Source organism: Streptomyces sp. NPDC038707 (genome assembly GCF_040636485.1).
Taxonomy (GTDB): domain Bacteria; phylum Actinomycetota; class Actinomycetes; order Streptomycetales; family Streptomycetaceae; genus Streptomyces.
In genome coordinates this window covers 95,346-110,013 of record NZ_JBEZUP010000023.1, presented here as the reverse complement: position 1 = coordinate 110,013, position 14,668 = coordinate 95,346, and the positions used below count along the sequence as shown (strand labels likewise).

Sequence of the window (14,668 nt, the reverse complement as noted above, 5' to 3'; positions counted from 1 at the left end):
CCTACGGCACGTGCCGGCGGGCCCGCAGGGCCAGGCTCAACGCCAGGACCGTCTGCGGGTCGTCCAGGTCGGTGCCCAGCAACTCGCCGATGCGGGCCAGGCGGTTGTAGAGCGTCTGGCGGTTGAGATGCAGCTCGCGGGCCGTCTCCGCCTTGCGGCCCGCGTGCGCCAGATAGGTCTCCAGCGTCGGCAGCAGCGGCGGCCGGGAGCGGCCGTCGTGCTCGCGCAGCGGGCCGATCGCCCGGTCCACGAACGCCGCCAGGTCCGGGTGGTCGCGCAGCCGCCACAGCAGCAGGTCGATGTCCAGGCGCCGGGCGTCGTACCAGGGCCGGTCGGTCAGGCCCTGGGCCGCCGTCGCCGTCTCCGCCGCGTGCCGCAGCCCCGCCGAGGCCGCCGCCCAGCCGCCGGCCACCCCGACCACCACCACCGGCGGCGGCGAGCCCGGCCGCCGCATCCCGGCCCGCTCCACCCCGGCCCGCAGCGCCGCCGCGACCCGGTCCGCGACCGCCGTCCGCTCCGACTCCGAGCGCAGCCCCAGCAGCACCAGGACCCGGCCCTCCACCGGCCGCACGCCCAGCAGCACCGGCACCCCCACCGCGGCCAGCTCCTCGGAGACCGCCCGGGCCAGCACCGCCCAGCCCCCGCCGGGCGTGAGGGTGTCGCCGATCCGCATCACCACCGGCAGCAGCGGGCTGTCACCCGGCTTGAAGCCGAGCACCCGGGCCTGCGCCGGGGCGTCGTCCGTCGCGATCCGGCCCTCGGCGAGATCGGTGAGGAAGTCCCCGCGCCCGCGCGCCGCCAGCTCCTCCTCCTGCCGGGCCTGCATCAGCACCACGGCCAGGATGCCCGCGGCCCGTTCGGCGGCGATCCGGTGCACCGGCGCCGGCGTCGCGCGGACCGGCAGCAGCACCAGCCGGGCGCGCACCGAGCCCGCCGTGCCGGGGCCGCCGCCGGGCACGTCCACCAGCACCGAGCCGGCCGGCGGCGGGGCCTCCTTGTGCGGGCCGCGCAGCCCCTCCCACACCTGAAGCGGATCGGCGCCCTCCGGCCCGGCCCCGGCGGCGTACAGCAGCCGCCCGTCGGCCGTCTCCAGGAACACCGGGTTGCCGCTGAAGTCGGCCAGGATGCACAGCACCTGCGGCACCCCGCCACCGCCCAGCAGCGCCTCGGTGCAGCGCCGGTGCACCTCCTCGGCGCGCTGGAGCAGCGCGTAGTGGCCGTTGACGATCTCGGTGTGGATCTCCTCGGTCACCGTCACGAACGGCACCTCGCGGTGCAGCTGGACCAGCGGCAGGCCGGCCGTCCGCGCCGTGTCCACCAGCGCCGCCGGCAGCCGGCCGAAGCGCGGGCCCAGCTCCACCACCAGGGCGGCGATGCCCCGCTCGGCCAGGGTCCGCACGAACGCCCGCTGCTCGGCCGGCCGGGTCCCGAGGCCGTAGCCCGTGGTGAGCAGCAGTTCGCCGCCCTTGAGCAGCGAGGCGATGTTGGGGACCTCGCCCGCGTGCACCCAGCGCACGGTGCGGCCGAGCCGGTCGGCGCCCGCCAGGATCTCCGGCAGTCCGCTGCGCAGTCCGGGCAGCTCCAGTGCCCGCTGCACGGTGATGCCGGCGCCCTGGGTGTCGAGTCGGTGGTCCGTACGGCTGTCCATGCAGCGGACGCTACCTGCGGGAACGTTCCGGTGACATCTCCGGCCCATTACGGCGGCGCTCATCGGGCCCGCGCGGGCGACACTGCGTCGCCCCCGGCGCGGAATTACCCGACCGCCTGCCTGTTGTGGTGTACGTCACTGTCCCGGGACACTGTCGCAACCGTACAGGAACCGCCGTTTGACCTTCGGATTTCGTTGCGCAGGCACCATATGAGGGGCGGGAATGACAGAGAAACCCACGCGAGAGGTACAGCGCCTCAAGGCGGACTCCGTAGGACTGGTGGGCGTGGTGTTCATGGCGGTGGCCACCGCCGCGCCGATCACCGCGATGACCGGCAACCTGCCGATCGCCGTCGGCTTCGGCAACGGCACCGGGGCGCCGGCCGGTTATCTCTTCGCGACGCTGGTGCTGGCGGTCTTCTCCGTCGGCTATGTCGCCATGGCCCGCCGCATCACCGCGGCCGGCGCCTTCTACGGCTACATCTCGCACGGCCTGGGGCGCATCGCGGGAATGGCCTCCGGCATGCTCGCCGTGCTCGCGTACGTCGTCTTCGAGGCTTCCATCGTCGGCGTCTTCTCCTACTTCGCGCAGACCACGGTCCGCGACCAGCTCGGCGCCGACCTGCCGTGGGCCGTCTACGCCGCCGCGATGCTGCTGGTGACGGCCGTGCTGTCGTACTTCGACATCAACCTGACGGCCAAGGCGCTCGGCGTGCTGCTCGTCGCCGAGATCGCGGTCCTGTTCGCGGTCGCCACCGCCGTACTGCTGCGCGGCGGCGGCCCGGACGGCATCCCGGCCGGGCCGGTCAACCCCGAGAACGCCTTCGCCGGCCCCTCCGCGGGGCTCGGGCTGTTCTTCGCCTTCTGGTCCTGGGTCGGCTTCGAATCGACGGCGATGTACGGCGAGGAGTCCCGTGACCCCAAGCGCGTCATCCCGCGCGCGACGCTGATCTCGGTCATCGGCGTCGGCCTGTTCTACATCTACGTCTCCTGGATGACCATCGCCGGCAACGGCCTCGACGGCGCGGTGCGGGTCTCCGCCGGGTCCAGCCCCCTCGACCTGTTCTTCGACCCGGCGCGCGGCTTCATCGGCGCGTGGGCCGTGGACGCCTTCCAGTGGCTGCTGATCACCGGCTCGTTCGCCTGCGGCATGGCCTTCCACCAGTGCGCGGCCCGCTATCTGTACGCCATCGGCCGCGAGGGCTTCCTGCACCCCGCGCTGGGCCGCACCCACCCGCGGCACGGCTCGCCCTACCTCGCCTCCTTCACCCAGTCCGTGATCGCCGTCGTCATCGTCGGCGCGTTCTGGGCGACCGGACAGGACCCGTACACCCACCTGTACACGCTGCTGGCGATCCTCGGCACGATGGCGATCCTCATCGTGCAGACCCTGTGCTCCTTCGCCGTCATCGGCTACTTCCGCCGCAACCACCCCGAGGACCGGCACTGGTTCCGCACCCTGACCGCGCCGCTGCTCGGCGGCCTCGGCATGACCGCGGTCGTGGTGCTGCTGGTGGTCAACATGGACACCGCGGCCGGTACGGCGGCCGGTTCGCTCTTCTTCGAGGCCATCCCGTGGATCGTCGGGCTGGTCTTCTTCGGCGGCCTCGGGCTCGGCCTGTACCTGCGGGCCCGCCGGCCGCAACGGTACGAGGTCATCGGCCGGATCGTCCTGGAGGACGCGGCCGAGCGCACGGACGACGACGTCGAGCAAGCCCCCGCCAACGCCTGAGGAGGCACCGTGTCCCGTACACGGCTCATGCACGTCCTTCGCACGCTCACCGCCGACCACGCCGCCGCAGAGCGGCTCGGTCTGCCGGTCGCCGAGGCACGCGCCGTGCGCCGGCGCACCGTCCTCAAGGGCGCAGCCGTCGGCACAGCCGCCCTGACGGCCGCCGCGACCGCCCCGACGACGCCGGCCGCCGCCGCGTCCGCGCCCCGCGTCGCCGTCGTCGGGGCGGGGATCGCCGGGCTGACCGCGGCCCTCACCCTGTACGACGCCGGGTACGCCTGCACGCTCTACGAGGCGCACCCCGACCGCGTCGGCGGCCGGATGTACACCCAGCGCGACCACTGGGCCTGGGGGCAGACCTCGGAGCTGGGCGGCGAGCTGATCGACACCGGCCACAAGAAGATGCTCCAGCTGTGCCGCCGCTTCTCCCTGCCCGTCGAGGACTTCCTCGGCGGCGGTCCCCGGGGCGCGGAGGAGGTCCTCTGGTTCGACGGCGCCTACTACCCGCGCGAGCGGGCCGACGAGGACTTCAAGGCCGTCTACCAGGCCCTGCGCGCGGATCTCCAGGCCGCAGGCGAGGTCAGGTGGGACCGGACCACCCCGGCCGGCACCGCCCTGGACAACCTGTCCCTGTACGACTGGATCGAGACCCGGGTGCCGGGCGGCCACGCCTCCCCGCTGGGCCGCTTCCTCGACGTCGCCTACACCGTCGAGTACGGCGCCGACACCACCGAGCAGTCCTCGCTCGCCCTCGTCCTGCTCATGGGCTACCAGACCAATCCGGGCCACTTCAACGTCTGGGGCCTGTCCGACGAGCGGTACCACATCACCGGCGGCAACGACCGGCTCCCGCACGCCATCGCCCGCGCCCTGCCCGACGGGACCCTCCGTCACGGCTGGTCCCTCCAGGCGGTGCGGGCCGGTGCCGACGGCACCCAGACCCTCACCTTCACCGAGGCGGGCAGCACCCGCACGGTCACCGCCGACCACACCGTCCTGTGCGTGCCCCTGCCGGTCCTGCAACGGCTGGACCTGAGCGGAGCCGGGTTCGACCCCCGTATGACCGCCCTGCTGCGCGATGCCCGCATGGGCTACTGCACCAAGCTCAACCTGCAGTTCTCCACCCGCCCCTGGCGCGGCACCGGCCCCTGGCCCGGGGTGTCCGCGGGCGACTGCTTCACCGACCTCGGGGTGCAGCAGACCTGGGACACCACCAAGGTCCAGCCGGGCACCGGCGGCATCCTCCTCCAGTACGGCGGCGGCAGCCGGGCCAGGTCGCTGACACCGGCGGGGCCGTTCCCGTACGCGAGCGACCCCTACGTCAAGGACCTCGCCACCCGGTACCTGAAGGACATCGACGCCTTCTTCCCCGGCACGTCGGCCGCCTGGACCGGCCGCGCCCAGCTGTCGGCCTGGCACCTCAACCCGTACGCCCTGGGCGCCTACTCGTACTGGCCGGTGGGCTATCTGCACCGGTACGCCGGTTACGAGGGCACGGCCCAGGGCAACGTCCACCTCGCCGGCGAGCACTGCTCCTACGACTTCCAGGGCTTCATGGAGGGCGGCGCGCGGGAGGGCGAGCGGGCGGCGCGGGAGGTGATCGCCGCCCTCGGCTGACCGTCCGGCCTCACACGGGCCGGATGTTGTGGTTGCGGCGGAAGACGTTGTCGGGGTCGTAGCGCCGCTTCACCTTCTCCAGCCGCAGCATGTTCCCGGCGCCCAGCCCCGCCCGGATCCGCTCCGGGCCCTCGTCGCCGATCAGGTTCAGGCAGCCGGCCCCGGTGCTCCACGGCTCCAGGGCGGCGCACGCGTCCCGTACCCAGCGGACCGCCCGCTCGTCGTCCGCCGGGTCCGTCCAGACCGCCCACGGGTGCGCGGCCCACGGGGCGTCCCGCCAGGCCACCGGATAGCCGGCCGGACCGGCGGCGACCGCACCGCCCTGCGGGAACAGCAGCTGGCGGGAGCGGGTCGCCGCCGGCAGGCCCTGACCGCCCGCGCAGAAGGCGGCGGCCGCCTCCTCGGGCAGGGCGGTCAGACACCGCGCCGACCCGTGGTGGCGCAGCCCGGGCGGGAGGTCGAGCAGGGACTGCGCCGCGGGGTACGGCACCTCGCCGGTCGGTCCCGCCTCGTGCGGCAGCGCGCGCAGCGGCCCGGCGAGGTCCCGCAGCCGGTCCGCGCGGCCGGCGTACGTCAGCACGGCCGCGCACCGCGGGCCGCCCGCCGGCGCGGACGGCCCGGCCAGGTACAGCACCGCGCCGCCCAGCTCGTCCGGTCCGGTGCGGAAGGTCTCCCGGAAGGCGCGGACCACCTCCGGCCCCAGCCCCGGCGGATACCGCAGCACGGCGAGGGAGAACTCCGGCAGCTCGCGCAGCCGCAGGGTGAGCGCGGTGACGACGCCGAAGTTGCCGCCCCCGCCGTGCAGCGCCCAGAACAGCTCGGGACGCTCGTCGGCGCTCGCGCGCACCCGCTCGGCGCCGGCGGTCACCAGCTCCACGCCGAGGAGGTTGTCGACCGCCGGTCCGCACAGGCGGTCCAGCCAGCCCGTGCCACCGCCGAGGACATGGCCGGCCACACCGGTGCCGCGGGCCCGCGCGCCGGTGGTCGCCAGCCCGTACGGCAGGGCCGCCCGGTCCAGGTCACGCGTCGTGGCCCCGCCCTCGACACGGGCCGCCCCGGCCACCGGGTCGACGGTCACCCGGCGCATCCGGCCCAGGTCCACCACCAGCGCGCCGTCGGCCGCCGCCGCACCGGCCGTGCCGTGGCCGCCGCCGCGCACCGCGATGCGCAGGTCCAGCTCCCGCCCGAAGCGGACGGCCCGCACCACGTCGGCCGTGCCCGCGCACCGGGCGATCACGGCCGGCCGCGGGTCGGCCCGCGCGTCGAAGAGCACGCGGGCCGCGTCGTAGCCGGGGTCCCACGGGGCGAACACCTCGCCCGCCAGATCCTCCCGGAGGGCGGCGAGCGCCGAGTGCGCCGTGGAGAAAGCCACGCTCTCAGCCTAGGCGTGCGCGCCGCGAAGGGCCGCGGGGAACCGTGCGACCGGCCACGACGCCCCCGCGGACGACCGGCGGCCGGTCACCCCCCGTAGGCGCCGGACGCGGTCAGCCGCAGGGCCGTGTCGATCAGCGGCACATGGCTGAACGCCTGCGGGAAGTTGCCCACCTGCCGCTTCAGCCGCGGGTCCCACTCCTCGGCGAGCAGCCCGAGGTCGTTGCGCAGGGCGAGGAGCTTCTCGAACAGCTTGCGGGCCTCGTCCACCCGGCCGATCATCGCGAGGTCGTCCGCCATCCAGAACGAGCAGGCCAGGAAGGCGCCCTCGTCACCGGGCAGGCCGTCGACGCCCGCGTCCGCGCCCTCCGTCGGGTAGCGCAGGATGAACCCGTCCGGGGTGGACAGCTCCCGCTGGATCGCCTCGATGGTGCCGATCACCCGCTTGTCGTCCGGCGGCAGGAAGCCCATCTGCGGGATCAGCAGCAGCGAGGCGTCCAGCTCCTTGGAGCCGTAGGACTGGGTGAAGGTGTTGCGCTCCTTGTCGTAGCCCTTCTCGCACACGTCCCGGTGGATGTCGTCGCGCAGTTCGCGCCAGCGCTCCAGCGGGCCGTCCGCGTCCCCGGACTCGATCAGCTTGATGGTGCGGTCCACCGCGACCCAGGCCATCACTTTGGAGTGCACGAAGTGCCGGCGCGGTCCGCGCACCTCCCAGATGCCCTCGTCCGGCTCCTGCCAGTGGTCCTCCAGGTAGCGGATCAGCTTCAGCTGGAGCAGGGAGGCGTAGTCGTTGCGGGCCAGACCGGTCATGTGGCCCAAATGCAGGGCCTCGGTGACCTCGCCGTACACGTCCAGCTGGAGCTGGTGCGCGGCGCCGTTGCCGACCCGGACCGGGGCGGACTTCTCGTAGCCCGGCAGCCAGTCCAGCTCGGCCTCGCCCAGCTCCCGCTCGCCCGCGATGCCGTACATGATCTGGAGGTTCTCCGGGTCGCCGGCGACCGCCCGCAGCAGCCACTCGCGCCAGGCGCGGGCCTCCTCGCGGTAGCCCGTGCGCAGCAGCGAGGACAGGGTGATCGCCGCGTCCCGCAGCCAGGTGTAGCGGTAGTCCCAGTTGCGCACGCCCCCGATGTCCTCGGGCAGGGAGGTCGTCGGGGCGGCGACGATGCCGCCGGTGGGGGCGTAGGTCAGCGCCTTCAGGGTGATCAGCGAGCGGATCACCGCCTCGCGGTACGGCCCGTGGTACGTACAGTGCTCGACCCACTCGCGCCAGAAGTCCTCCGTGGCCTCCAGCGACGCCTCCGGCTCCGGCAGTGGCGGCGGCTCCTTGTGCGAGGGCTGCCAGGAGATGGTGAAGGCGATGCGGTCGCCCGGGGCGACGGTGAAGTCGGCGTAGGTCGTCAGCGCCTTGCCGTAGGTCTCGGTCTCGGTGTCGAACCACACCGAGTCGGGGCCTGCGACGGCCACCGTGCGGCCCTCGTGCTTGTGCACCCACGGCACCACCCGGCCGTAGGAGAACCGCATCCGCAGGGCGGAGCGCATCGGCACCCGGCCGGTGACGCCCTCCACGATCCGGATCAGCTGCGGGGCACCGTCACGCGGGGGCATGAAATCGGTCACGCGTACGGTGCCGCGCGGGGTGTCCCACTCGGTCTCCAGGATCAGCGAGTCACCGCGGTAGCCGCGCCGGGCGGCCGTGGGCGGCTTGGCATCGGCCGCGTGCGCCGGGCCGAGCCGCCAGAAGCCGTGCTCCTCGGTGCCCAGCAGGCCGGCGAAGATGGCATGCGAGTCGAAGCGGGGCAGGCACAGCCAGTCCACCGTGCCGTCCCGGCAGACCAGTGCGGCGGTCTGCATGTCTCCGATGAGTGCGTAGTCTTCGATGCGCCCGGCCACGTGCAACTCCAGTCGAACGGCCACGTCACACCCCCGCGCAGGGGGCTGTCGCTAGTGCGGTCAAGGGTCGTTTTTGTGTGTCGTTGAGCGGTGAAGCAAAGCAGCCCGCCGAGCCCTGAGGCAACACGACAGTCCTTGCTCAACGAACTGCCGCGCTCTCGTTGTTCCGGATGGGTGCAGGCGGGGGTGTGCCGTTGTTACCGGCCGGGCTCGGCAGCTGAGTGTCCGAGCAGGATACGACGCATGCAGATGATCCGGGGGCCGCTCCGGACAACCTGCATGGGCCGAACGAGTGAGCGCCGGGTGATGACCGTGTGCCCGGACCGTTGCGGAAGTTGCATCCGTGACACCGGTGTACTCCCGCTGTGCCCGCACGGGCGCGGAGCGTGGCCGGAAGCCATCCCGCTCAGGCGCTGATACGCTGGTAGCCCGTGGACCGGTGGGAGAAAAACCCCCGAACCGCAGCGACGGCGCCTCCGGAACCCCCCGGAACGGCAGCCGCACCGCATCACCGCCAGCGACCACGGGAGCCCCCTCTTGGCCATGCCGCCCAAATCCACGACGACCAAGCACATCTTCGTCACCGGGGGTGTCGCCTCCTCGCTCGGCAAGGGTCTGACCGCCTCCAGCCTGGGCATGCTGCTCAAGGCCCGAGGCCTGCGTGTCGTGATGCAGAAGCTCGACCCGTACCTGAACGTCGACCCGGGCACGATGAACCCCTTCCAGCACGGTGAGGTGTTCGTCACCAACGACGGCGCCGAGACCGACCTGGACATCGGTCACTACGAGCGCTTCCTCGACCGCGACCTGGACGGCTCGGCCAACGTCACCACCGGCCAGGTGTACTCCACCGTGATCGCCAAGGAGCGGCGCGGCGAGTACCTGGGCGACACCGTGCAGGTCATCCCGCACATCACCAACGAGATCAAGCACCGCATCCGGCGCATGGCCACCGACGAGGTCGACGTGGTCATCACCGAGGTCGGCGGCACGGTCGGCGACATCGAGTCGCTGCCGTTCCTGGAGACCGTCCGCCAGGTCCGCCACGAGGTCGGCCGCGACAACGTCTTCGTGGTGCACATCTCGCTGCTGCCCTACATCGGCCCCTCCGGCGAGCTGAAGACCAAGCCCACCCAGCACTCGGTGGCCGCGCTGCGCAACATCGGCATCCAGCCCGACGCGATCGTGCTGCGCTGCGACCGGGAGGTCCCCACCGCGATCAAGCGGAAGATCTCCCTGATGTGCGACGTGGACGAGGCCGCCGTGGTGGCCTGCCCCGACGCCCGCTCGATCTACGACATCCCCAAGGTCGTGCACACCGAGGGCCTGGACGCCTACGTCGTGCGCAAGCTCGACCTGCCGTTCCGCGACGTCGACTGGACGACCTGGGACGACCTGCTCGACCGCGTCCACAACCCCGACCACGAGATCACCCTCGCCCTGGTCGGCAAGTACATCGACCTGCCCGACGCCTATCTGTCGGTCACCGAGGCGCTGCGCGCGGGCGGCTTCGCCAACCGCGCCCGGGTGAAGATCAAGTGGGTCACCTCGGACGACTGCAAGACCCCGGCCGGCGCCAAGGCCCAGCTCGCGGGCGTGGACGGCATCTGCATCCCCGGCGGCTTCGGCGACCGCGGTGTGCTGGGCAAGGTCGGCGCGATCCGCTACGCCCGGGAGAACAGGATCCCGCTGCTCGGCCTGTGCCTGGGCCTGCAGTGCATCGTGATCGAGGCCGCCCGCAACCTGGCCGGCATCCCCGACGCCAACTCCACCGAGTTCGACCCGGCCACCGCCCACCCGGTGATCTCCACGATGGCCGAGCAGATGGACATCGTCGCCGGCGAGGGCGACATGGGCGGCACGATGCGGCTCGGCATGTACCCGGCCAAGCTCGCCGAAGGCTCCATCGTGCGCGAGGTCTACGACGGCAAGGAGTACGTCGAGGAGCGCCACCGCCACCGCTACGAGGTCAACAACGCCTACCGCGCGGAACTGGAGAAGAAGGCCGGCATCCTCTTCTCCGGCACCTCCCCCGACGGCAAGCTCGTGGAGTACGTGGAGTACCCCCGGGACGTGCACCCCTACCTGGTCGCCACCCAGGCCCACCCGGAGCTGCGCTCCCGGCCGACCCGGCCGCACCCGCTGTTCGCCGGCCTGGTGAAGGCGGCCGTCGAGCGGAAGAACTCCAAGTAACACGCCGGTTGTACGGTGGCCGGGGTGCGTACCTTCGAAGGAGGTGGGCACCCCGGTTCCACTGTGCGTACGGAAGGACAGGGCATGACGATCAAGGACACCCGCGAGGAGTGGGAGATCCGGGCCACGGAGACCCCCTTCACGGGCAACAAGACCTCCGTCCGCACGGACGACGTGGTCATGCCCGACGGCTCGGTGGTCCGCCGGGACTACCAGGTCCATCCCGGCTCGGTCGCCGTCCTCGCCCTGGACGAGGAGGACCGGGTCCTGCTGATCAACCAGTACCGCCACCCGGTGCGGCACAAGCTGTGGGAGATCCCGGCCGGCCTGCTGGACGTGCCCGGCGAGAACCCGCTGCACGCCGCACAGCGGGAGCTGTACGAGGAGGCGCACGTCAAGGCCGAGGACTGGCGGGTGCTGACCGACGTCTACACCACCCCCGGCGGCTGCGACGAGGCCGTGCGGATCTTCCTCGCCCGCGAGCTGTCCGAGGCCGAGGGGGAGCGCTTCGCGGCGGAGCACGAGGAGACCGACATGGAGCACGCGCGCGTGCCGGTCGCGGAACTCGTGCGCCGGATCCTGGCCGGGGACGTGCACAACAACTGCCTCGTGGTCGGTGTGCTCTCCCTGGTCGCCGCCCGCGGCGGGGACGGGCTGGACGCGCTGCGCCCGGCCGACGCGCCCTGGCCCGCGCGCCCCTTCGAGAGCTGACCGGACCCGTCCGGCCCACTGGTGTGACCATCGCCTGATCCGATCGGGCGATGCGTTCGCCGCGCTCCTCCGGGTACGTCGCAGAGCGTGAACTAGGCTCTGCAAACGCCCGTACCGGAAGACACCGGCGGGCTTGCGCGTGCGGTGGGACGGGAGTGTGGCCCGTGACGGATCAGGCGGTGGACCCAGACGGTGCGGAGCTGTCCGCGCCCCCGGCCCCGAAGGACCGTTTCCTGGGCCGGGTACGGGAGTTGAAGGAACTGCGCGCCGACATCGAGCGGGCCGGCCTGGACACCCTCTCGGGCCGCAAGGCGCCCCGCGCGCGCGTCCTGCTCATCGCCGGCCGCCCCGGCTCCGGCCGCACCAGCCTCGCCGAGGAACTCGTCCGCCGGGTCGCCGGCCGTTACCCCGGCGGGGTGCTGCGGACCCGGCTCAGCGAGCCCGACGGCACCCCGGTGCCCGTCGAGCGGGCGGCCCGAGCCCTGCTGGACGCGCTGGAGCTGCCCGCCCCCGCCGGGGCCGCCGAGGACGACCTCGCCGCCGCCGTGCGGGCGGCCCTGGCCGGCCGGCGGGCGGTGCTGCTGCTGGACGACGCGGCCGGCGCCGACCAGGTCGACGCGCTGCTCCCCGAGGCCCCGGACTGCCTGGTCGTCGCCGTCTCCCGGGGCCCGCTCACCGGCATCGCCGACGTCCGCCCCTGCACGCTCGGCGGCCTCGACACCAAGTCCGCGGTGGACCTGCTCACCGGCTACGCCGGCGCCGTCCGCGTCACCGTCGACCCGCGCGCCGCGGAGAGCCTGGTGGAGGCCTGCCAGGGCCACCCGGGCGCGCTGGTGCTGGCCGGCGGCTGGCTCGCCGCCCGCCCCAAGACGGCCGTCTCCGACCTGGCCAAGCGGCTGCACGCGGCCGGCGAGGACGGCGCGGAAGGTGCCGAGCCGACCCCGCTGTCCCGCGTCTTCCGGCTCGTCTACGACCAGCTGCCCGGGCCGGCCGCCCGGCTGCTGCGGCTGCTCAGCCTCGCCCCGGCCGGGCTCGCCGACCCGCACACCGCCTCCGCCCTGGCCGGCTGCTCGGTCGACGCCGCCCGCACCACCCTGGACGACCTCGCCGTCCTCGGCCTGCTGCGCGCGGTGGACTCCCCGCTGCCCCAGTACGAGGTCCCCGGCCGGCTGCACCCGCTGCTGCGCGCCCTGGCCGAGGCCCAGGAGCGGCCCGCCGAGCTCCAGCTGGCCCGGGCCCGGATGCTGGAGCGGACGGTACGGCTGCTCCAGTCCTGCCGGGCGATCACCGAGACGGACAGCCCGCAGGCCCGGGAGAAGCTGAACGCGATGCCGCCCGCGCTGCGCTTCCCGAACCCGCGGGCCGCCGCCGACTGGCTGCGCATCCGGCGGCCCGCGCTGCTGGCCTCGGCGCGCCTCGCGGTGGCCGACGGCGAGCTGGACACCCTCGCCCGCCGGCTGATGTCCCAGCTGGTGCGGGCCATGGCGGCGCACGTCGGCACCCAGGCCGCCGCCCCCGACCTGTACGGCGTGCACGGCCTCGTGCTGGACGTCGCCGAGCGGCGCGGGCTGCCCCGGGAGAAGGCCGCGGCCCTGCTGAACCTGGGCGATCTGGACGCGCAGACCGGCCGCACCCGGGAGGCGCTGGCCCGCTACCGGGCCGCGCTGGACGCCGGACGCGAGGCGAACGACCCGTACGCGACCGGCCGCGCGATGGAATCCGTAGGCGGCGCCCACCAGGAGCTGGGCGATCACGACCGGGCCGCCGACTGGTTCGGCCGGGCGCTGGCCGAGCGGCTGGCCCGCGGCGAGGTCCCGGAGGCCGCCCGACTGTACGGCAGGATCGCCACCGCCCACACCTACGCCGGCCGCTACGGCGAGGCGCTCAGGAACTGGCGGGCCGCCCTGGCCGGCTACCGCAGGAGCGGCGATGTCGCCGCCAGCGCGCGGGCGTTGAGCGAGATCGCCCGGGTGCAGGAGTACGCGGGACGGCCCGAGGAATCGCTGCGCACCTGCCAGGAGGCGGTGGAGTGGGCCCGGCGGGCGAAGGACGCCCGGCTCCAGGCCGCAGTGCAGCTGCGGCTGGCCGACACCCTGGACCGCCTCGGCGACCCGGCGGCGGCCCGGCTGCACCGGGCGGCGGCGGAGCGCATGCTGGCCGAGGAGCGGTCCGAGGACGACGCAAGGCCGGAACACGACGCTAACGCCTGCGAAATCCGCACCGCATCCAGCGAAGATTGATGCAATGAAAGGCTAGACAGCCAGAACACCTTCATTAGACTGGCTCTGCCGCACTCTCCCGCGGCGTCTCCCGGTATGCCCCCGCATGTCTGGGTACGTCTTTATTGCACCCCCATACCCTCTGAGCCAAGGACCGTGATCGACGTGAAGGTCGGCATCCCCCGCGAGGTCAAGAACAACGAGTTCCGGGTGGCCATCACCCCCGCCGGTGTGCACGAGCTGGTGCGCAACGGCCACCAGGTCGTCATCGAGCGGGGCGCCGGCCTCGGCTCCTCGATCACGGACGAGGAGTACGTCTCCGCCGGTGCGGCCGTCCTGGACACCGCGGACGAGGTCTGGGCCGCTGCCGACCTGCTGCTGAAGGTCAAGGAGCCCATCGCGGAGGAGTACCACCGCCTCCGCAAGGACCAGACCCTCTTCACCTACCTGCACCTGGCCGCGTCCAAGGAGTGCACCGACGCGCTGCTGGCCTCCGGCACCACGGCCATCGCCTACGAGACCGTCGAGCTGCCGAACCGCGCGCTGCCGCTGCTCGCCCCGATGTCCGAGGTCGCGGGCCGGCTGGCCCCGCAGGTCGGCGCCTACCACCTGATGCGCGCGGCCGGCGGCCGCGGCGTGCTGCCGGGCGGCGTCCCGGGTGTGACCCCGGCGAAGGCCGTCGTCATCGGCGGCGGCGTCTCCGGCTGGAACGCGGCGCAGATCGCCATCGGCATGGGCTTCGACGTGACCCTGCTCGACCGCGACATCAACAAGCTGCGCGAGGCCGACAAGATCTTCGGTACGAAGGTCAAGGCCGTCATGTCCAACGCCTTCGAGCTGGAGAAGGCCGTCCTCGACGCCGATCTGGTCATCGGCGCGGTCCTCATCCCGGGTGCCAAGGCCCCGAAGCTGGTCACCAACGAGATGGTGTCCCGGATGAAGCCGGGAAGTGTCCTTGTCGACATCGCGATCGACCAGGGCGGCTGCTTCGAGGACTCCCGTCCCACCACGCACGCCGAGCCGACCTTCAAGGTGCACAACTCGGTCTTCTACTGCGTCGCCAACATGCCGGGCGGTGTGCCCAACACCTCCACCAACGCGCTCACCAACGCGACGCTGCCGTACATCGTCTCGCTCGCCAACAACGGCTGGGTGGAGGCGCTGCGCCGCGACGCCGCGCTCGCCAAGGGTCTCAACACCCATGACGGCAAGGTCGTTTACAAGGAGGTCGCCGAGGCGCACGGCCTGCCCCACGTCGAGCTGGACTCGCTGCTCGGCTGACCTGCG

The 14,668-nt window shown here is 73.2% G+C and carries 9 protein-coding genes; 6 read left to right on the top strand and 3 right to left on the bottom strand.

Translation table 11 applies throughout. From position 1 onward, the window contains the following. Nucleotide 1 precedes the first annotated feature (1 nt). Nucleotides 2–1,648, bottom strand: coding sequence for a PucR family transcriptional regulator (locus tag AB0E62_RS27190; RefSeq protein WP_362199074.1), 1,647 nt, complete (start codon nucleotides 1,646–1,648; stop codon nucleotides 2–4). Between the two features lie 223 nt (nucleotides 1,649–1,871). On the opposite strand from AB0E62_RS27190, the gene AB0E62_RS27185 reads away from it, so the two are divergent. Both AB0E62_RS27185 and AB0E62_RS27180 read left to right on the top strand, forming a co-directional pair. After that, complete coding sequence (locus AB0E62_RS27185; protein ID WP_362199071.1) at nucleotides 1,872–3,380, top strand: APC family permease; 1,509 nt, start codon at nucleotides 1,872–1,874, stop codon at nucleotides 3,378–3,380. Between the two features lie 9 nt (nucleotides 3,381–3,389). Further along, nucleotides 3,390–4,997, top strand: coding sequence for an NAD(P)/FAD-dependent oxidoreductase (locus AB0E62_RS27180; protein ID WP_362199068.1), 1,608 nt, complete (start codon nucleotides 3,390–3,392; stop codon nucleotides 4,995–4,997). Nucleotides 4,998–5,007: 10 nt separating this feature from the next. Here the strand turns inward: AB0E62_RS27180 and AB0E62_RS27175 are convergent, their stop codons facing one another. Together AB0E62_RS27175 and AB0E62_RS27170 are read right to left on the bottom strand one after the other, a co-directional pair. After that, nucleotides 5,008–6,369, bottom strand: a complete 1,362-nt coding sequence (locus AB0E62_RS27175; RefSeq protein WP_362199065.1) for an FAD-binding oxidoreductase — start codon at nucleotides 6,367–6,369, stop codon at nucleotides 5,008–5,010. Between the two features lie 86 nt (nucleotides 6,370–6,455). After that, nucleotides 6,456–8,258: a glycoside hydrolase family 15 protein gene (locus tag AB0E62_RS27170; protein ID WP_362199112.1), complete on the bottom strand. Its 1,803-nt coding sequence runs from the start codon at nucleotides 8,256–8,258 to the stop codon at nucleotides 6,456–6,458. A gap of 543 nt (nucleotides 8,259–8,801) precedes the next feature. Between AB0E62_RS27170 and AB0E62_RS27165 the strand changes: the two genes are divergently transcribed. From AB0E62_RS27165 to ald, 4 genes are all read left to right on the top strand, one after another. Then, entirely contained in the window at nucleotides 8,802–10,451 is a 1,650-nt protein-coding gene (locus AB0E62_RS27165) for a CTP synthase (protein WP_362199062.1), read from the top strand. 84 nt (nucleotides 10,452–10,535) lie between these two features. After that, the gene (locus tag AB0E62_RS27160) at nucleotides 10,536–11,162 is read left to right on the top strand and encodes an NUDIX hydrolase (RefSeq protein ID WP_362199059.1); all 627 of its coding nucleotides are present in this window, start codon (nucleotides 10,536–10,538) and stop codon (nucleotides 11,160–11,162) included. A gap of 164 nt (nucleotides 11,163–11,326) precedes the next feature. Further along, nucleotides 11,327–13,402 carry a tetratricopeptide repeat protein gene (locus tag AB0E62_RS27155; protein ID WP_362199056.1) on the top strand — a complete coding sequence of 692 codons (2,076 nt, stop codon included), beginning with the start codon at nucleotides 11,327–11,329 and terminating at the stop codon, nucleotides 13,400–13,402. Between the two features lie 135 nt (nucleotides 13,403–13,537). Continuing rightward, a complete protein-coding gene (gene ald / locus AB0E62_RS27150; RefSeq protein ID WP_362199054.1) occupies nucleotides 13,538–14,662 on the top strand; it encodes an alanine dehydrogenase in 1,125 nt (374 codons plus the stop codon). Nucleotides 14,663–14,668: the final 6 nt, after the last annotated feature.